Annotated in this window: 15 protein-coding genes and 2 pseudogenes; 3 read left to right on the plus strand and 14 right to left on the minus strand. The window is 38.1% G+C overall.

The genetic code is table 11. From position 1 onward, the window contains the following. Positions 1 to 39: 39 nt before the first annotated feature. Positions 40 to 1,146, minus strand: a complete 1,107-nt coding sequence (locus HGC4_RS14150; protein ID WP_050710787.1) for an efflux RND transporter periplasmic adaptor subunit — start codon at positions 1,144 to 1,146, stop codon at positions 40 to 42. A 194-nt stretch (positions 1,147 to 1,340) separates the two neighbouring features. Between HGC4_RS14150 and mgtA the strand changes: the two genes are divergently transcribed. Beyond that, positions 1,341 to 3,998 (plus strand): magnesium-translocating P-type ATPase, encoded by a 2,658-nt coding sequence (gene mgtA, locus HGC4_RS14155; protein ID WP_050710788.1) that lies wholly within the window; start codon positions 1,341 to 1,343, stop codon positions 3,996 to 3,998. Between the two features lie 121 nt (positions 3,999 to 4,119). Here the strand turns inward: mgtA and HGC4_RS14160 are convergent, their stop codons facing one another. The 3 genes from HGC4_RS14160 to HGC4_RS14170 all read right to left on the minus strand — a co-directional run bounded on the left by HGC4_RS14160 (position 4,120) and on the right by HGC4_RS14170 (position 6,362). Then, positions 4,120 to 4,647: a hypothetical protein gene (locus HGC4_RS14160; protein ID WP_050710789.1), complete on the minus strand. Its 528-nt coding sequence runs from the start codon at positions 4,645 to 4,647 to the stop codon at positions 4,120 to 4,122. 334 nt (positions 4,648 to 4,981) lie between these two features. Next, a complete protein-coding gene (locus HGC4_RS14165; protein WP_050710790.1) occupies positions 4,982 to 5,722 on the minus strand; it encodes an SDR family oxidoreductase in 741 nt (246 codons plus the stop codon). Positions 5,723 to 5,765: 43 nt separating this feature from the next. After that, positions 5,766 to 6,362 carry an NAD(P)H-dependent oxidoreductase gene (locus tag HGC4_RS14170; RefSeq protein ID WP_050710791.1) on the minus strand — a complete coding sequence of 199 codons (597 nt, stop codon included), beginning with the start codon at positions 6,360 to 6,362 and terminating at the stop codon, positions 5,766 to 5,768. 110 nt (positions 6,363 to 6,472) lie between these two features. On the opposite strand from HGC4_RS14170, the gene HGC4_RS14175 reads away from it, so the two are divergent. After that, positions 6,473 to 7,369, plus strand: coding sequence for a LysR family transcriptional regulator (locus HGC4_RS14175; RefSeq protein WP_050710792.1), 897 nt, complete (start codon positions 6,473 to 6,475; stop codon positions 7,367 to 7,369). A gap of 63 nt (positions 7,370 to 7,432) precedes the next feature. Then, positions 7,433 to 7,918 (plus strand): GNAT family N-acetyltransferase, encoded by a 486-nt coding sequence (locus HGC4_RS14180; protein ID WP_050710793.1) that lies wholly within the window; start codon positions 7,433 to 7,435, stop codon positions 7,916 to 7,918. A 17-nt stretch (positions 7,919 to 7,935) separates the two neighbouring features. Here HGC4_RS14180 and HGC4_RS14185 read toward each other — a convergent pair. From HGC4_RS14185 to HGC4_RS19125, 10 genes and pseudogenes are all read right to left on the minus strand, one after another. Further along, a pseudogene (locus HGC4_RS14185) lies at positions 7,936 to 8,868 on the minus strand (glycoside hydrolase family 43 protein); the annotation flags it as partial. A gap of 97 nt (positions 8,869 to 8,965) precedes the next feature. Then, positions 8,966 to 10,450 (minus strand): rhamnogalacturonidase, encoded by a 1,485-nt coding sequence (locus HGC4_RS14190; protein ID WP_050710795.1) that lies wholly within the window; start codon positions 10,448 to 10,450, stop codon positions 8,966 to 8,968. 120 nt (positions 10,451 to 10,570) lie between these two features. Then, positions 10,571 to 11,236 carry a GDSL-type esterase/lipase family protein gene (locus HGC4_RS14195; RefSeq protein WP_050710796.1) on the minus strand — a complete coding sequence of 222 codons (666 nt, stop codon included), beginning with the start codon at positions 11,234 to 11,236 and terminating at the stop codon, positions 10,571 to 10,573. Positions 11,237 to 11,241: 5 nt separating this feature from the next. After that, positions 11,242 to 12,072, minus strand: a complete 831-nt coding sequence (locus tag HGC4_RS14200) for a hypothetical protein (RefSeq protein ID WP_050710797.1) — start codon at positions 12,070 to 12,072, stop codon at positions 11,242 to 11,244. A 6-nt stretch (positions 12,073 to 12,078) separates the two neighbouring features. Then, positions 12,079 to 14,217 (minus strand): DUF4450 domain-containing protein, encoded by a 2,139-nt coding sequence (locus HGC4_RS14205; protein ID WP_082204190.1) that lies wholly within the window; start codon positions 14,215 to 14,217, stop codon positions 12,079 to 12,081. A gap of 5 nt (positions 14,218 to 14,222) precedes the next feature. Continuing rightward, positions 14,223 to 15,464: a glycoside hydrolase family 88/105 protein gene (locus HGC4_RS14210; RefSeq protein WP_050710798.1), complete on the minus strand. Its 1,242-nt coding sequence runs from the start codon at positions 15,462 to 15,464 to the stop codon at positions 14,223 to 14,225. 154 nt (positions 15,465 to 15,618) lie between these two features. Beyond that, a complete protein-coding gene (locus HGC4_RS14215) occupies positions 15,619 to 16,884 on the minus strand; it encodes a rhamnogalacturonan acetylesterase (protein ID WP_050710799.1) in 1,266 nt (421 codons plus the stop codon). Between the two features lie 6 nt (positions 16,885 to 16,890). Next, positions 16,891 to 17,202, minus strand: coding sequence for an L-rhamnose mutarotase (gene rhaM, locus HGC4_RS14220; protein ID WP_050710800.1), 312 nt, complete (start codon positions 17,200 to 17,202; stop codon positions 16,891 to 16,893). Positions 17,203 to 17,223: 21 nt separating this feature from the next. Continuing rightward, the gene (locus tag HGC4_RS19120) at positions 17,224 to 17,913 is read right to left on the minus strand and encodes a rhamnogalacturonan acetylesterase (RefSeq protein ID WP_373419315.1); all 690 of its coding nucleotides are present in this window, start codon (positions 17,911 to 17,913) and stop codon (positions 17,224 to 17,226) included. Between the two features lie 66 nt (positions 17,914 to 17,979). After that, a pseudogene (locus HGC4_RS19125) lies at positions 17,980 to 19,374 on the minus strand (glycoside hydrolase family 105 protein); the annotation flags it as partial. Between the last annotated feature and the right edge of the window lie 56 nt (positions 19,375 to 19,430).

A 19,430-nucleotide genomic window follows, 5' to 3' on the forward strand; every position in this document is an offset into this window, starting at 1 on the left:
TCAAACAGATTTATAATTCTGCTTCTACACGCAATACTTTTATTTTAGATAATATCCACCCTCGCTGATAATTATGTCACCCTTTTTAAGTCCGTCCACTATTATAGCTTTGCCATCTCTGGTTACCTCTACTTGTACAGGTGTCTTTATAAAGGTGCTGGGAGCCGATTGCACAAATACATAACTGGTATTCTCGCTTTGCAACAGCGCCTTTTCGGGGATAGATATAACGGTGGCAGGCTTATCCAGAAAATGAACGGTAGCATACATTCCCAGTTTAAGAAGTCCTTGCTGATTGTCACAAACCGACAACACTTTTATAGAACGGGTCTCCTCGTCAATGGCTTCATCAATATGGAATACTTTTCCCATAATCGAGTTTTCGGGTAAAGCTGACATATGTATATCCATTTCGTCATCGACGTGAATAAATCGAATATCTTTTTCCTTAACCTGGGCAGTAACCCATACTTTAGACAAGTCGGCAACAATAGCCACATGTTCGGTATCGTTATTAAGAAACTGACCTGTAACCAAATTATTCTCAATTACATTGCCCGCTATTGGTGAACGGATAATCAAGGGTTGTCCTAAAACCATATCTTCGGGGTTAGCCTGAAATAGTTTGATTGCAGCATAAGCATTCTCGTATTCCTTTTCGGCTATATGAAGAGCATTAGCCGCTTCCTCTTGTTCTTTTTGAGAGCTGACTCCGTTCTTTATAAGGTCTTCTTTCCTTTTCATATCCTTGCGAGCCAAGTCGCGCTCCGATAATGATTTGAAGAATTCTTTTTGAGCTGTTGTAAAATCGGGTGAGATAATCTCAAATAAAGGAGTATTAACTGCTACCTTCTGCCCTAATTTTATATATGATTTAGTAACTCTACCCGAAAACGGAGGAGCTATATATGCAAACTGAGTAGGTATAGGCTGGATAGTTCCTGCCGTGATAACCTCTTTTGCAAAAGGTATTTCTTCTACTTCCGCTATTTTAACCTTGCTTCTAAGAATGCTACTATCACTAATAAACACCGTATCTCCTTTCTGCGTATAAGCCGCAGTAACTTGTTCATTAGAGGGTTTATTACATGAGGTTGTCAGAACGATCAACATCAATAGGTTCAATAATAAATTTCTCTTTTTCATACCTCATTGTTTTACTTTTACGGTTGGCAAAATTATGATATTCAACCCTCTATATTATTATAATAAACATTAGAAAAGTATTAGAATTACCCCTCCAATTCTAATACTTTTCTAATAACTTTTGTGAGGTTTAATGAAAAAGGCATACCTACTTTTGTGGCTCAAGTCGAAATGAGATACTAGAATGCATTATTATGAAACTATTCAGAACCAAAACAAAAGAAGCCACTGATATGCAGTTCAATGGCGAAAGGCTATTCCTTGCAGCCAAGCAAGATACCCGATCTGTATATTCTTTTCTCGACACAAGGAGAGAGGGATTGTATCCTGCGGAAGTTGCCGAAAGGGTGAGAAAATACGGAAAGAATGAAATAAAAGCAAAGCAGAACAATAGATGGTTTGGATTACTAATCAAAGCATTTATCAATCCCTTTATCGGGATATTGATATTCTTAGCACTCATTTCATTCATTATAGATGTACTACTAGCTAACCCAAACGAAAGAGAATGGATTACTGTAATCATTATCACAACTATGGTTACACTAAGTGGGCTTCTCAGATTTACGCAGGAATGGAAATCGAAAAGAGCAACCGAAGCTCTCAAAAAAATGGTAAACAATACGGTTTCTGTTTTTAGAAAAGACACCAATCTGATTATAGAAGATATAAACATTGGCGAATTAGTGCCGGGCGATGTAATTTTTCTTTCTGCCGGAGATATGATTCCTGCAGATATTAGGATTACCGAAGCAAAAGACTTGTTTGTCAGCCAATCGTCTCTCACCGGCGAATCGGATGCCGTAGAAAAAATGGCAGTTCTAGTTTCCGAATCACATAAAACGGGTAGTGTTATCGAACTGAATAATATCTGCTATATGGGTTCGAATGTTATAAGCGGATCGGCTCGAGCCATAGTTATCACCACAGCAGAGAATACATACTTAGGAACAATCGCCAAAAATATTGTAAGCAAAGATGTTCAAACAAGCTTCGATAAGGGAATCAACAATGTGAGTCTTCTTCTTATCCGTTTTATGCTTGTAATGGTTCCTTTTGTGTTTTTCATTAATGGTCTCACTAAAGGAGATTGGTTCGAGGCTTTTCTGTTTGCCATATCCGTAGCAGTGGGGTTAACTCCCGAAATGCTTCCTATGATTGTAACATCCAATCTGGCAAAGGGAGCGGTAAAGATGTCTAAGCATAAGACTATTGTAAAAAATCTCAATTCGATACAAAGCTTCGGAGCGATGAACGTATTGTGTACCGACAAAACCGGAACTCTGACTAAGGACAAAATTATTCTCGAACGCTATTTGGATGTACAAGGAAACGAGGATGTAAGAGTTCTGCGTCATGCTTACTTCAATAGTTTCTTTCAAACCGGATTGAAGAATCTCATGGATCAAGCGATTCTTTCTCACTCTCATGAGCTTGGCTTTGAGAATCTGGAAAAAGAATACACCAAAGATGATGAGATTCCGTTCGATTTCAATCGCAGACGAATGTCGGTAGTTATTAAAGATAAAAATAACAAAAGACAGATTATTACAAAAGGAGCCATAGAAGAAGTGCTTTCGATATGTCAATTTGTAGAAATAGAGGGAGTTCCTACACTTATTACCAACAAAGTTAGAAAAAGCTTATTGGAAACGAGTGTAGAACTCAATCAACAAGGAATGCGAGTATTGGCTGTTGCACAAAAAAGCTGGATTACCAAAGACCATTCTTTTTCTGTTGAAGACGAGTTTGATATGGTATTGATTGGTTATCTAGCCTTTCTCGATCCACCCAAAGCATCGGCTACAACGGCTATTAAAGCTTTAGATGAATATGGAGTCAAAATAAAGGTTCTTTCGGGCGACAATCATATAGTAACTACCGCTATTTGTCAACAAGTGGGTATCGACACAAAACATATTCTTCTGGGGCATCAAATAGAAAAGATGAGTGACGAAGATCTCGGGAAGCTAGTGGAAGAAACAACTATTTTTGCAAAACTTAGCCCTTTACAAAAGTCGAGAATTGTAGTTATTCTGCAAAGCCAAGGAAACACAGTGGGCTTTCTGGGCGATGGTATTAACGACGCTGCTGCCCTTCGTCAAGCAGATATAGGTATATCGGTAGACACAGCAGTAGATATAGCCAAGGAGTCGGCAGATATTATTCTGCTCGAAAAAGATTTAATGGTATTGGAAAAAGGCGTGATTGAGGGACGAAAAATTTTCGGGAACATCACCAAGTATATCAAAATGACAGCCAGTTCTAATTTCGGGAACATGTTTAGTGTTTTAATTGCCAGTGCTTTTCTTCCATTTCTGCCCATGCTGCCCATTCACATATTAATTCAGAATCTGTTGTACGATATTTCTCAGACAACTATTCCTTTTGATAATGTTGATAAAGAATACCTACAAAAGCCCCGCAAGTGGGATGCTTCGGATCTGAAACGCTTTATGATACGTATAGGTCCAATCAGTTCTATATTCGATATTGCAACATTTTTAGTGATGTGGTATATTTTTAAATGTACTATGCCCGAAGATCAATCGCTGTTTCAATCAGGATGGTTTATCGAAGGCTTGCTGTCACAAACGCTCATTGTACATATGATACGAACACGTAAAATCCCGTTCATTCAAAGTCGGGCTTCATTACCAGTTATTATAACCACATTCTCAGTAATGGCTATTGGTATCATTATACCATTTACTACATTTGGTTCATCCATCGGATTGGTTCCGCTTCCATGGTCTTACTTCCCATGGTTGGCAGCTATACTTCTCTCTTATTGCACCTTAACACAAATTATGAAACAGTGGTATATCGGCAAATTCAAAAGATGGTTATAAGTAAATCTGAGATTTAGGTATTAGATAAAATAAAAAAAGTGCTCCATTATTTATAGTGGAGCACTTTTTTTACGGACAAACAAAACTCTATTAAAAACTCTAATTCTAGAACAATCAGGATCTATTCATTATTTTCTTTCGGTAATAAATTATACACATCGGTTTTAGTTGCAACAGTTATATCAGCCTCTTCAAGCTGCAATTGCTCGGCAATCATGGCTTTGACATCTTGGAAAGCATTGATTATTGTATCGGCAACCAAGGTATATGTAATCGGAGAATCTACTTTTCCATCGAATATAATGATACTGTCTTTCAGCACATAAGTTCCTTTTACTATAGAATCGCTTTCAGCAAGAGGTTTGTAATTATAAGTACTATCTGCAAAAAACTGATAACTACTGCCTACCGGTCCTCCCAATTCTCCTATTGCTTTTTCTACCGAATCTTTAATTTCGGGCGTAACAGCATCTACGTCATGTGTAGAAATAGTATATTTCCATGTCCCAACCAAAGGACCTATTGTATCTCTAGGATCGGGGTTAGGTTTAGGTGGTGCCGGAGCATCATCATCTTTGCTACAAGCAAAAAAACCGATGCTCAAAATCAAAGCAAATAAGGGTAGCAGAAAAAAGGATTTAGATCTCATAATAAATAGTTTTTTTAATTATTACTTAGCTTTTATATTATCATCTTAGTTTTCTTATGTAAAAGTAGAGCGGATAACAACTATTGAGATTGCTATATTCATGTTTTTGCCCCTACCTCTTTTTCTAATTTCGAACAACACCTTACTTTATTATCCGATATTAAAAGCTTAAAAATTATTCGATCATAATCTATTTTAAATTTCAAAACTTACTTATTTATTATACTCTACCCGAAACATTTACTCATTTTATTTATTTACTCCGTATAACAACAAAAAAAGGTTTAGAACTAAGTCCAAACCTTCTTTATTTTTAATATATAAACTTTGATGTTTATGCCATTGCACCATTCACTCCTATATTCTGTGCATTAATCCATTTAGCTTCATCACTAACCAAGAATAGAATAATCGGAATTATATCCGCAGGCTCACCTATGCGATTATAAGCAGTAAGCGACGCTAGTCTCTGAATAGTTTCTATGCTTTTTCCAACCGAAAACAATTCGGTATTAGTAGGTCCAGGCGATACAGAGTTCACATTTATATGACGATGACCTATTTCCTTTGCAAATATTCGGGTCAGTTGTTCCACAGCCGATTTAGATGCTACATAAATGCCATAAGTAGGCATCATCATACGATTAGCTGAAGTCGAAAAATTGACAATACTTCCATTATCTGCCAGACGTTTTGCAGCCTCACGCAGTGTATTGAAAACTCCTTTTACATTTATACCAAACAGCTTATCAAAGTCTTCATCCGTAGTATCCGCAATCAGTTTATTGATCATTATTCCGGCATTATTAATCAGAATATCAACTTTACCGAAAGCAGCTATTGTTTCATCAAACAGAAATTTCACATCTGCCGTTTGGCTTACATCTGCTTTCACTATGATTGCTTCGCCACCTTTGCTCTTAATATCCGAAACCACTTCGTCAGCAGCCTCTTTACTGCTTGAATAGTTTACTACAACCTTTGCGCCCCGCTCCGCTAAACTTTTAGCAATCAATGCACCAATACCTCTCGAAGCCCCTGTTACTATTGCAACTTTGTTATTCAAATCATTCATTGTTTTCCTTTTATTGAATAGAACGTTATAGGGCAAATCTTGTTTATAAAGATGGAGCTATTTTGTCTAAATGCTTCAAATATATTTCTTTCGAATGCTCTATTTGTGGATTCTTCATCACATCATAGAAGTGGAAACTTTCTAATCGAGACAATCCTATAAACTGATTCATTTGGTGGAATCCAAACATTACACCATCGTCAACGCTGTGCTGTCTGAAAAATTCGCCTTCAAGAGTAAATGCTTCTACGGGAGCATTCCATGTTGTAGTTACCATATATTTTCTACCATGTAACGAACCTCCCGTTCCATAATTACGTGTAGGGTTTGCCGAACGTCTGCCATCGCTGAAATAAATTCCTTTTTGATGCCCTTCGGTAAGCACATTATCAAAATACTCTTTAAAACCAAAAGGTATTTGAAACCACCAAATTGGAGTATGATAAATAATAACATCTGCCCAAACAAACTTCTCAACTTCTTCGTTCAGATCGTACTTATCGTTTATGTCTGTAAACTTAACTTCGTATTCTCCACTGTTTTTAAAATAATCGACAGTCCATCCTAATAATGTTTTATTGAACTCGCCTCCTGAATGAGCAAACTTAGGTGCTCCGTTTATCACAAATATTTTTTTCATAACCTAATTTTTATTCTTTTTATTATTGTGGTACAAAAATACACACCTTTTATTAATTACCAAAATAATATAATTCATATATTTGTATCATAATTATAATAATTAAAAATATGGTAAACCTAGAATGGTTTAGAACATTCAAAGCAATATACGAGACAGGGTCGCTTACAGCAGCAGCCAACAAGTTGTATATATCTCAACCGGGAGTAAGTTTACACCTCACATCGTTGGAAGCTCACATCGGATACAAACTCTTTGATAGAGGAACGCGCAAAATGGTAGCAACCGAACACGGAAATATACTATATAACTCTATTGTAGAGGGGGTAGATAAATTAGAAGCTGCCGAAAGACATTTTTATAGGAATGCTAATTCGGACAAAACCAGTATAAGTATCGGTATGTGTTTCGAGACATTTCAGCATGTACTGGAAGCGTATATAAGCGAATTACCATTCGACTTGATATCTAAATTCGGTGGATATGCTCAGATGTTGGGCGATCTGGATAAAGGCTTGTTAGACTTTGTAATCTCTCCACAGAAAGACGATTCGTTGAATGTGCAATACACTTCTTTTTCGAAAGAAAAGATTATAATAGTTGCAGGAGCTAAAAGTGACATTTCGGAATTTAATAAGATTCTAGAAAAAGGTGATCTGAAAGCTGCCGAAAAGTGGCTTAACAATCAAATCTGGTTTGGAACAACGGGGGATATGGAACATTTGAGAAATTTCTGGATTCAGAATTTTAAGAAAAGACCCGATTTTAAGCCGAATTTTATTGTACCCAATAAGAGTTCTATTCTGCGCTCTATATCCAACAGAGAAGGGTTTGCAGTTGTACCCGATTTTCTGGCTAAAGAACAGTTTGCAAATAACAGTGTTCAGTTAGTCTGGGAAGGTAAAACTCCGGTTGAAAACACCTTATATTTCGCTCAACGAAAGAAGACAATATATGCAAAGGAACTAGAGATACTACAAAAAATATTTATCAAAGAATTAGAATAAAAAAACAGCTCTTTTTATTACTTTTAGCAAATAATTTTCTCACCAATTTTAAAGTATTCGTATATGATACGCAATGTGCAATTATCAGATGCTAAGAGGATAGCCGAGATTTATAATCCTTACATAAAAGATACTATAATTACTTTTGAAGAAGAATTGGTGACAGAAGAAGACATTGCCGATAGAATTAAGTATATCACTGCAAAAAACTTTCCTTATATCGTTTACCAAGAAAATGGCGATGTAGTTGGCTATGCTTATTTAAGTAACTGGCGATCGCGATCGGCATACGATATCACCTTAGAAACAAGCGTATATATTGACGAAAAGGCTCAAGCGAAAGGACTAGGCACAATCCTATATGCCGAACTGATCAACAAAGCCAGAGAAATAAACATTCATTCTTTGATAGGAGTTATTTCTCTACCCAACCCTATTAGTCAGAAATTACATGAGAAGTTTAATTTCGAATTGGTAGGGAACTTCAAAGAATCCGGGTTAAAGTTCAATAAACTGATTGATGTTGAGTTTTGGCAACTGATTTTATAAAACTGCTATTTCATATTTTTCAACAAGTTATTTAATACACTTTCGGATACCTTGAAGGCTGTTCCATGTCGTGTTCCTTTCGGGAAAGTAACCAAGTCTGAAACATCTTCCCACGTTTTACCATCTTTAGAACGTACTGCTCCATATTTTCCCTCACGGTATTTATCGAAGTAAACATAGATATATTCACCTACTTGCAAGGGAGCAGGTCCCTCTACCCAACTACTCGTAATAGGAGCGGATACTTCTGCCGGAAAATTATTTATATCCTTTGATACAGTTACTCTTATATTCTTTTCGAGAGGTGTTTTGTTTTCATTTTTCACAAAGAGGAAATACTCTTTTCCTTTCTTTAAGATAGCCCCATCAATCACACTAAAATTGGGATTAAAGAAAAGCTTAGTTTCCGAAAACGTCTCGAAATCGGGTGTTGTTACATAATACTGCCGATGATCTAAACCATCTTCCGAGGGTCCGACCTCACTGAAACGACCATCAATAGTAGATGCCCAGAATATATAATACAGCTTACTAGCTTCATCATAAAACAGCTCCGGAGCCCAAGAGTTTCTAACAGTCGGTTCGTGAGTCATTACAGGAATTGCCTTTTGCTCCGACCAAGTAATCAAGTCTTTGGACGAGGCATATCCTATAATATTATCGTGCCAGCCCGTAGTCCAAACCATGTGAAAAATTTTATCGGGAGCTTGTACAATACTAGGGTCACGCATCAATTTATCTTTACCCACAACAGGCAACAAATAGCTCTTGCCTTCATTGAGAGGAGTCCATGATAAGCCATCGTAGCTATAAGCCAAATGCAGACCCGTTTCAGACTTACCCGTAAAGTAAGAAAACAGATAAACATCTTTTGCTGTACTGCTTATGGTGCTTGTAATCAGTAACACAGTCAATATAAAAACAATAAAAGGAATATTTTCTCTTTTCATTTCTGTATAAGTAAAAGAATATATTTAATAATACACTTTATATCTATAGTAGACTCTGAATGTATCACTTACCAAAGCAATAAAAAGGTCTGACACCTTAAAACTCTGTAATTTCGCTCAATTCAACTTTAAAGCCCTCTACGTTGTGTAAAACATAAGATTCTACCCCTTTAGCTACTTTGGCACGATAATTTATCAAGCGAATATTTTCAGCATATTTTATCCATAATGACGGGCGATAATCTTCTTTCATAAAATCAACCTGCACATTATTTAATTCGATATTTTTAGCATGGCGAATAAAGAATCCCGAAGCTGGAATCGTTCCGAACATCCAAGGTTCAGGATACAGAGCCTCATTTTCGGGAGGTAACAATTGTGCATCTTCTTTAGTTCCTCCACCTTTATACAATATTCTAATATTGCTCAACAGAACATCATTAATCTGATGATCGGGCACTCCGCTTATTATGCTTGCATAACGAGAATCGGCATTATAAACATTTACGTTACTGATAATCACACGCGATATATTTCCGACAGGTGTACCCTTCGGACTTCTTAAACGAGAACCTAAACGCAGAAAGAAAGGCGCATTCACTATATCACGCATAGTAATATTGGTGATCGTGATATCTTCTAGACTTCCACCGTCTACCGATTCGAGAGCCAAGCCTCTGCATCTCTCAAATATACAGTTAGAGATTGTAATATTTTTAAAGCCCCCACTCGACTCTGTTCCAAATTTTATTCGTCCCGTCACATATCCTTGGTCAGGGGCTTGCGGTTCGTCCCGCTGAATAGAGGCATCCAGCATCGAACCTTTATCGAATCCACTAACAAAGCAATTGGTTATAGTTACGTTCTCAGTATCCCGAAAAAAGCCTAATGCATAGCTACTCTTTAGAACGATAGCGTCGTCCCAAGGCGAATTTACCGAACAGTCTGATATATGTACATTACGGCAACAGTCAATATCAAAACCATCCCGATTTGTATCTACTTTTACATTACTTATCGTGAGGTTATCAACACCCGTAGCAAGCAATGCAAAGTGTCCGCAATTCAACATCGAAACGTCTTTAATAGTTACATTCTTACATAATTTCAGGCTTACGGCTTTATTTCCGACTCCCGAAAGACGACTTTCTTCACGTGTCAAACCTTGTCCGTTTATTAAACCTTGTCCACTAATAGATATGTTTTCGAGACCTATTCCCCATATCAAACTATTCTTCCAATGGCTATGCCCGAAATCCTGAAATTTATTATGCTCATTCTCCTCTGCCAAATCATAACCTCTGTCTTTTTCGGGATAAGCAGCCAATATAACCGCACCCGCATCTAAATACAAATGAATATTACTTTGCAAACGGATTGAATAACTGGCGTAAGTTCCCGCAGGCAAGAACACCATTCCGCCTCCATTGGCTACAGCTGCGTCAATAGCCTTATTTATAGCAGGAGAATCTATTTGTTTTCCATCCCCTTTTGCACCATAATCGCGTACATTATATATTGACGCAAACAAATTGCCAACAAAATAAAAAAGGATAGTAAAAATGAATATGTTTTTTTTCATATAAATGAGTAATAACAAGTGGTTAATACAACATCGCATTTTTAGGGGCAGACTTATATATCTGTCCTTTGAGAATGCACATAAAAACAGGTCTAAGACATTAACCGTCTCAAGATTAGCTTATTTCGAATATATTTTAGGATAAACTTGTGCTGCAAGAATCAAATGTCCTAAGTCATTAGGATGCAGCATATCATCCGCGGGATAGCAATCTATTCTTCCGATCAATGGTGTATAGAAATCAATAATTTCATATCCCAACTCTTGTGCTACTTTTCTGATTTTAGGTAATATTTCGTCCGATAATACCTTGGGCTGATGCTGCCACTTCTCACTCGGAATGATAGGCATAGGCAGGCAAAGATATATTTTGGGTTTAGATTCGAGATTAGCAAACTCCTTACACAAATAAGTCAGATCCTTTTCAAAATTCTCGGCAAAAGCCTCACTGTTCCATACTCTTGGTTGCGAATCGTTTGTACCCAAAGCAATAGTCACAATATTGGGTTGAAATTTCTTTGCTTCCAAAAACAGCTCACATTGGTCATATGGTTTATAGGAGTTACGGCAAGCAGTGGCTCCACTTACTCCAAAATTACGCACGTCGTATTTATCACCCAACATCTGTCTCAACAAACCCACATAACCTTTATTCAATCGGTCGCTGGCTGCTGCCCCTTCGGTAATACTATTACCGATACAAGCTACACGAACCCGACCATCTTGGGCAATTGTTACAAACAGTATAAAAAAGAAAGCTAAAAAGATACAAACCAGTTTTTTCATAATAATCAATTCTTATTGGTTTCTAAAGGCATTAACCTGAAAGTTCTCAATTCATCAGCATTTCCGTACATAGTATGATGGCGTGACAGATTCCAAAATCCATCTTTGGCTTTACCTTCGCTATTATCATAATCGATTACCGCCCAACAAAGACCTATCAATTTATTTTCATACAAGTCCGATCCTACCGAAAACTTGCTTCCCTTTGGCGAAGCATAGTCGAATGGCGTTATATAAAATTCGAGGGTCAGCTTTCCGCTTTCACCCTCTTTGAAATCATATTTGTATGCATAATTGGAGTATGGTTTTTCTTTCAACCATTTTTGCGGTCCCCAATACATACACCAATCGTCTTTCTTTGGAGGTGTATAAATATGATAATTCTGAGCGTGTCTTCCATGAAATAAATCCCATGCCTCTTCTTTTGTAATATCTTTGAAGGGATAGAATTTATCAATAAAAGGACCTCCCGAACGATCTCCATCTACCACTACCTCAAAGATATCAACATTTATATCATCTCTGGTAAACGACCAATAGTTATCGTATACTTCATACAAAAAATATAATCGATTCTGTCCTGCCGACCAGCCTATTTTTACCTGAATGTCTAATGTAGATTTATCAGATTCTGAATATTTACCTTCGTCTTCTGTCATCTGGTCGATTCCTATCGAATAATCAGGCGGAACTATATTCCAGTCGTGAGTATCTCCATCAATTATCGGAACTTTATCGGAAGGGAAACAGAATACCTTAAATACCATCGGCTCTGTTTGCCCTTGAACCCGACAAAACATGAAAACAAGTGCATATCCTAAAAGTAACCATTTCATAAATAGTTATTTTTCTTGAAATTCGTCTTTAAATAAATCCGGCAGCATAAAATGATTATAATCTGCTTTTTCGTTTTGTTTATAAATGCAGAAATATTCTTTCTGATTACTGATCAAAGGCAAAGAGGCTGCCAAAGCGGGCGAATCGGTTTTCTTTCCCGACTCGAAAAAGGCTTGTGGCGAGTTTTGCACATGGGCATCCGACAAACGTATTTCGGATGTTACAGGCATCACTGCATTCACAGTTTTCAACCTCATACTTTCACCATAATATAGGGTAAAAGCTGTTCGCTCGACACTGAAAACATTGTTTCGGCAATAAATCGGTTTTAACCGACCGTGCTCGTTTTCGGGCAATATTTTACCATAAGCACCTCCATAAGACCAAAACAGATTTAAGTTTTGAGGAATATCCAGCGGATTTACTTCTATTATTACACCGTCTGATCGAGAGAGCGAGACAACTGTTATTACCAATTTCCCATTTCCTAGTAACGGGTCGGACAGGGTATAAATCAATGACCTTTTATCGGGCTGTTGTACTTTTATTTCGTTAAAATCGCTCAGCCATTTATCGGTTTGTGCACCTATAATCCCAAATTTCAGATTACCTCCCATTTCGGGAAAATAGAAAGCTGATTCGGGATGTTTATCCAATAGTATTTTAACATTATCGCTTTTTCCATTCAGTTGGTATGGAAAAGGATTATTGCCTATTGCATCTTTCGGATAATTAAGATTGTTGCTGTTAGTTATAGATACAGGCTTATCATCAGAAGTTCTGACGTTAATATTTTTCAATCCGATATTTTTCGCAAAAGAGATATTACCTAATGTTTCTACGTCTCCCTGCAAATTATCGAAATAAAAGTCCTGCATATAGGCTTCTTTACTTCCTGAGACTTCCAATAATTTTCGAGAGTCCTTTATTTTAATATCAGAAACATACACATCTCTAAATGAGGGAATACCTTTCTTTGCATCTACCTTTTCCAACATCTTCACCCAATGATCGGGCAATGATTTATTATCGTACTCCTTAGGCAATGTCGAATAACTGTAAGCGGGATTCCAATTTACATTGGCTTCGAAAACCACATTTACATCTTCCAATTCTACATCTCTAATATAAATATGCTCGGTAGTCCCGCCTCTATTCATTGCCGATTTCAGACGGATAGCTACATTTGTACCTTTCGCTTTTAACCCCTCAGCCAGAATATAGCGGATACCTCCCGATGTTTCACTGCCACAGGTAAGTAACCCTCCTCCTGAGCGAGACAGGCAATTGCGAATCACCACATATTCAGTCGGACGGTTCACCCGCAAACCATCGGCATCTCTACCCGATTTGAGGCAAAAATTGTCATCATTGCAATCTATGTCACAATTTTCGATCAGTATATAAGACGAGGAATCTACATCTACGCCATCCGTACTGGGTCCATGCCCTCCTATATTGTTTTGAACCACTACTCCATCGACAGTACAATAGGAAGAATAAAGCAATTGAATAGTCCAAAATCCTGCTTGCTGAAAAGTAAGGTCTCGAACTGTCACATCTTCCGAATTGGAAATCAACAAAGTACGGGGACGTTTACAATCATAGTCAACAATCCAACGCAACCCTTTGGCTTCATACTCTTTACGCATTTTCCAATACGCATCCCAAAACACTTTACCTTGTGCATGTATGATGCCCGAACCGCTTAGCACTACATTTTTCTGATTCAGTACATTTATCAGAGCCGAAGGCCAACGCATCTCTATACCTGCCACACGAGTATCTATTTCGGGGTAATCTTCTATATCGGTACTTCCTAAAAGTATGGTTCCCTTTGGTATCTCAAAATTCACCCCCTCTTTCAGATACAAAGAACCTGACAGGTATTTACCTTTTTCGAAGGTAACAATTCCACCTCCTGATGAAGCACACACATCTATCGCTTTCTGAATGGCTTTTGTATTTAAAGTCGTACCATCTGCTTTTGCTCCATAATCCGACACTTTGAAAATCTTCGTATTTTTGAGGTACTGTCTGGCTCCTACTTTTTTTGTCCACAACATATCAGGCTCTACAGTAAATGCCCCTACGGTAGGTATCATCAGATAAGCAATAAACAGAAGACTGATAATTTTCTTCATATCTATTATTTCTTGTTTCTCTTATTCAGCTTCAGTATTTCAACTCCTGCATCAATAATCAAACCTAAACCGTGCTTCTCGTTTTCGCCTACGGGACGGGTATAATAGAAGGGCAGATCATCGGTAATACCTGTACCCACACACACATTTTTGAAGTATCCGTTTTCGGTTATCTGGTCTTTCTTCAGTGCATTCCAACCCAATTGAGCTATTCTGAGGTACGTATCATCCAACCAGCCTTCGTTGATCGCTTTGGCAATTCCATATACATACATGGCTGTAACCGAAGACTCGTCATACGATTCGGGTTTATCCAATAACTGATTCCACATTCCGTTTTCGTTCTGATAACGGGATGCTCCTACGATTTGCTTTTCGAGTAAATCGATTAACTGTTTTCTGCCTTTGTAATTTTTGGGTAACACATCCAATAAGCGAACCAATGAAACGGTAATCCAACCATTGGCACGTCCCCAAAATGCAACTCCGTTACGATTGAGATCGGTATAATAACAATGATAGAACAGTTGTTTTTCGGGATTCCACAAATAACCCGAAATATTCAGAATCTGACGGGTTGCCTCATCAAAATATTTCGTTTCGCCTGTTTGCTTTCCCATTTGAGCCAGAAAAGAAACGCTCATATAAACATCGTCAGCCCAAACCGTCATCTCACGGGGAAAGGTGCGACACAATGTGCCATCATCTAAACGGGTCTGATCTTGCATGATATGCTTTGCTGCTGCTTCGAAATATTCTTTGTACTGCTTTTTAGAATCGTAGTTATAGACTTCGATAACGGCAGCTCCCATTGCTCCGCAATCGTCCAATTCTTTCATATTCCAGAGCTGACCGAAAGGCCAATGCCAATGCTTGCGATCGTTACGAAATGTATTCTTAAAATATTCATAATTAGCGAATCCGAATGCGACATGATTTTTTACATAGTTGATATACTTGGGGTCATTGAGATACTCGCCCAGATTTATCATACTCATATCCAGCACTCCATTGGAATAATGCCACTCGGAAAGCGGACTTTTAAACTTCACATCTTCGCCTTTAGGTATGTCTTTGGTGCTGTTATATGTTTTGCCTGTTTTCGCCCCGACAAACTGAGTTACAGGTTCTTTTAATATATTATCGGCTACCGCCCTTATGCATTCTTCATCGGTACGTTGTTGAGAAAATACCGTTACAAACGTTAACGAAAGAATCCCACATACAGTTAATAGTCGTCTTTTCATATAGATATTATAAATTTAAGGTCACAGACCTGTTTATTAAATTCAATAAAGGGTTATAGTCGCATTTTTGATGAAACACAAAGCCGATATGATTTTGTATGTAATCTTCGAACCGAAAAAATCTTTGCGACTTTGCGTTTAAAATTCTGTAACCTTAATTTCCATCGGGTTTAACTGTCGAATAAAAAGGTGTCAATGGAATATAAAATGTCTCGAAAACATCAGGATAAGCCGGATCATAATCCCGATATTCCTTTTTAATATATTTCTCAATGAGCAGATTCGATTCAATTATACCCTTGATTATGCAACGTGCAATCTCGTACCCTCCATAGGGATTGAAGTGTGTATTGTCTTCCAAAGCTTTTTCCTGATCGGGAAATGTTCCGGCTGCATAATGTACAAATGCTTTCTTAGAGCCTTCTACTCCCCATGCTTCATAAAGCGTTTTGCTCATATTATTGAGATCGATCAGAGGAACATTTTCTTCTTTTGCCAATAGGCGGACTGCATTGGGATATTCGCCATGTGTATTGATTACTTTTCCGTTTTCGTCGAAACTACGGCGGTGCATGGATGTTACCAGTACAGGAATTGCTCCTTTTGCACGAGCCTCATCGACCAGATATTTCAAGTCACTCGTGTAGCTCGTATAAGGACCTTTACCCTCTCCTTTTTGTTTTTGATCGTTATGCCCAAACTCTATAAAGAGATAGTCTCCTTTTTTGATCTTGGTCAGCAGTTTTTCAAAACGTTTAGACGAAACAAATGTATTTGCCGCCTCACCCGATTCGGCATAATTAGCAATAGCCACCTTCGAACTGAAGAAAAGCGGAAAAGCTTGTCCCCATCCGCACCAGGGCTCGTTGGCTTCGTCAACAACGGTTGAGTTTCCTGCCAAAAACAGTGTTACCAGATTATCAGCCGATTTAATTTCGATACTTTGTACTGATGGATTGTCGCCATTAAATTCGAGTGTCAGTTTATTATCCCAAATAAGTTTCCCTATTTCACGGGGTTTTATTTTGACTGATTCGTTTTCTGAAATCTTAGTATTACGGATGTTTACAACAAATTCATGTGTTACAAATTCACCTTTTTCGGTTGGGATATTTTTAAGCATTAATCGGCGAGACTCAGCTTTTACGGTTGTATTACCGGGTGAATCTTTACTCCCCAATACGACTTTTACCAAATAGTTGCCTTCGGGAACATCTACAGAAAAGAAGAACGGTTTTCCATCTTTAGGGAGTGTACCTAAATCGTAGCCATAACTGCCTTCGATATATATTTTATGAGGAGCAACGGAAGTAAAACCTTTCGTTTTTTTCCCTTCTGCCAAATAAAATTTGTAATCTATTGCCATAGCAGGGCTTAAGAGTCCAAATACTCCCAGAAATATTATAAGTACTGATTTCATTCTTCCTCATTTTAAATAAAAGACCTCTTTCAATGATTTCGATACAGGCGAATTATCGGGATTGGTTTCCATTATATCAGCCATATATGCCCACCATTTACGAACAACCGGATTCTCTCCCAACGATTGGGAAGAGCCTGCCTCCAATTTTTGAGAGGCATACAGAACATTGGTTTCTTCATCCCAATAAATACTATAATCGCTGATACCTGCTTCTTTCAGAAGAGATTTCAATTCATCCCATATTTCGTTGTGACGTTTTTCGTATTCAGCCTCTTTTCCGGGCTTTAAGTACATTATAAATGCTTCTCTTTTCATAGCCACTGTTTTATAAGATTGTTATTTTCTAATAATATATTTTTGCAGTCCGAAATCGGGTAAAGCCACCAGTCCTTCAATTACAGATTGCCCGTTCATCAAAGCACCATCCCGAGTAGTGTGTACATTATCTTTATAAAGTTCCTTTACTTTTGCCTGACCTAAGGCTTCACATTTTTGTGCTGTAAGATTATTCAAATCAATAAAAGGAACATTTTCTTGTGCTGCAACCTCCTTTGCCCATTTAATGTATGTATCGGTCATACGATTCATTTTACCATCTGTCCAAAAATTTGCAGGCGTGGGCGATAGCACCACAGGATAAGCTCCTTTGGCTTTTGCCTGACGAATATAAATACGCAGGTAATGACCGAATGTATAGACGGTTTCGGGTCCTCCGTTACGTTCCATTATTACGGTTTCCGATTCATTGCCAATACCTTTGAGTGATGCTCTGGCACGACCTGTATTTAACGAACCTCCATCGTTATGCCCGAATTGTATAAACAGATAATCTCCTGCCTGAATTCCGGGCAATACTTTATCCCATAAGTTTTCGGTGAAAAACGTACGGCTGCTTCTGCCTCCCAATGCGTGATTTTCGACAGACACTCGTGTGCTATCAAAAAACTGTTCGAAAAAGCTACCCCACCCCCATTGATCGTTATCGCCGTTTCCTTTTCCATTCTTAACCGTAGAATCTCCAATCAAGAACAGAACCGGGGCTATAGTATTTTTACGTGAACTTCCCGAGACTATTTCCTGAGGACGGGATGGATCACTTACACCGAAAATAGGAGCAGTGGTATTTTGGTTTTGTGAGTAATATTGGACTGCACTGTCATTCATCTTCGGATAGAAATTATTCAGCAGGTTTATAATTTCAGCACCTGCCAATAATACAGGTCCGTAACCATGTGCAGCATATACATTTACAGGACGATGGTAGTAAAACGCAGGATCGAAAGCCATACCCGTACCTACACATGTACCTTCGACCTGACCATCTTTATTTATTTGAGTAGATACGGCATGCCAAGCCAGATGAGCTACAGGGGCATAAGCGATGGCATCAACCCATCCCTTATTTACGGCTCTAGCAATGCAATACGCATAAATAGCCGTTGCCGAGGTTTCGAGGTACGAGTCGTTTTTATCTAACAGTTGATGCCAGAAGCCGTCTCCAGATTGATAGGATGCCAAACCTTTTATATGCTCTTTCAGTTGAGCCAATACTTTCGATCGTTCGGGGTGATTAGCGGGCAAAACATCCAATACTTCAACCATCGTGAGTAGTGCCCATCCGTTTGCCCTTCCCCAATAGAAGGCAGGGTGCTCTTCGGACGATTCTACCCAACCGTGCATATACAGACCTTTTTCTTTGACAAACATCCGTTTCGAAAATTGAAGTATCTGCCTTACCGCTTCATTATAATACTTGCTTTCGCCCGTCAGCTTTCCCATTTGAGCGAGAGCCGGAACACTCATATACAAATCGTCGAGCCAAAGAGTATTCATTTGAGGACGCTTGCGGGCAAACGTGCCATCATAAAGACGATATTCGTTATACGTTATATAGTTGATATAATTGTCGATAAGCGAGCGAAGCTCGTATGGAGGTTCGGTTTGCTGTAACTTTATCATAGATGCACACATGGCTCCCGCATCGTCTAGGGCATGGGGGGTAAGCATTTGTTTCATCTGTGGATCAATCACGCCATAGTCATCCATCAGCTTTTTGAAATGGGGTGCAACGTCCGATAAAAATTTAAAACGATCGTTCACGTAATCAAAATAACGCTTATCACTCGTAGTTTTTGCGACATCTAACATGCCCGAATAAGTTACTCCCCACTCGTAACTTGCCAAACGAAAAGCTCCTTTTTCTAATTCGGAATTGCTATCCATCTGACTGTAATCGGTAATTACCTTTTTTGTTTTCTTATCGATCACATTGGTCGGAGTCGATTGCTCTAAATAATACAAAACCTTGTCTAACGATTTTTTCACTTCTTCTTTCGAAATCATCCCGTAAGGCGTTTTATAATCGGGAGCCAAAAGATGCAGAGGTGTAGTAGAATCGTTTATTTTGTCCTCCTTTTTTTGAGCTGAAAGAATTTCGCCAAAAAAAAGGAAAATCAAAATTGAGAATATCTTCAATGTGTATTTCATCGTCTTATTATTTTTAGGTAGCAGACCTGTTTATTGCTCCGGCAATTAGAATAGCT

Origin of the sequence: Dysgonomonas sp. HGC4 (assembly GCF_001261715.1) — a bacterium.
Classification (GTDB): domain Bacteria; phylum Bacteroidota; class Bacteroidia; order Bacteroidales; family Dysgonomonadaceae; genus Dysgonomonas_A.

Bases quoted from the DNA above. Each gene is read 5' to 3' on its own strand.
- HGC4_RS14200 (WP_050710797.1), bottom strand. From the start codon at position 12,072: ATGAAATGGTTACTTTTAGGATATGCACTTGTTTTCATGTTTTGTCGG.
- HGC4_RS14210 (WP_050710798.1), bottom strand. From the start codon at position 15,464: ATGAAAAGACGACTATTAACTGTATGTGGGATTCTTTCGTTAACGTTT.
- HGC4_RS14190 (WP_050710795.1), bottom strand. From the start codon at position 10,450: ATGAAAAAAAACATATTCATTTTTACTATCCTTTTTTATTTTGTTGGC.
- HGC4_RS14195 (WP_050710796.1), bottom strand. From the start codon at position 11,236: ATGAAAAAACTGGTTTGTATCTTTTTAGCTTTCTTTTTTATACTGTTT.
- HGC4_RS14165 (WP_050710790.1), bottom strand. From the start codon at position 5,722: ATGAATGATTTGAATAACAAAGTTGCAATAGTAACAGGGGCTTCGAGA.
- HGC4_RS14160 (WP_050710789.1), bottom strand. From the start codon at position 4,647: ATGAGATCTAAATCCTTTTTTCTGCTACCCTTATTTGCTTTGATTTTG.
- HGC4_RS14180 (WP_050710793.1), top strand. From the start codon at position 7,433: ATGATACGCAATGTGCAATTATCAGATGCTAAGAGGATAGCCGAGATT.
- HGC4_RS14205 (WP_082204190.1), bottom strand. From the start codon at position 14,217: ATGAAGAAAATTATCAGTCTTCTGTTTATTGCTTATCTGATGATACCT.
- HGC4_RS14215 (WP_050710799.1), bottom strand. From the start codon at position 16,884: ATGAAATCAGTACTTATAATATTTCTGGGAGTATTTGGACTCTTAAGC.
- HGC4_RS14175 (WP_050710792.1), top strand. From the start codon at position 6,473: ATGGTAAACCTAGAATGGTTTAGAACATTCAAAGCAATATACGAGACA.
- rhaM (WP_050710800.1), bottom strand. From the start codon at position 17,202: ATGAAAAGAGAAGCATTTATAATGTACTTAAAGCCCGGAAAAGAGGCT.
- HGC4_RS14170 (WP_050710791.1), bottom strand. From the start codon at position 6,362: ATGAAAAAAATATTTGTGATAAACGGAGCACCTAAGTTTGCTCATTCA.
- HGC4_RS14150 (WP_050710787.1), bottom strand. From the start codon at position 1,146: ATGAAAAAGAGAAATTTATTATTGAACCTATTGATGTTGATCGTTCTG.
- mgtA (WP_050710788.1), top strand. From the start codon at position 1,341: ATGAAACTATTCAGAACCAAAACAAAAGAAGCCACTGATATGCAGTTC.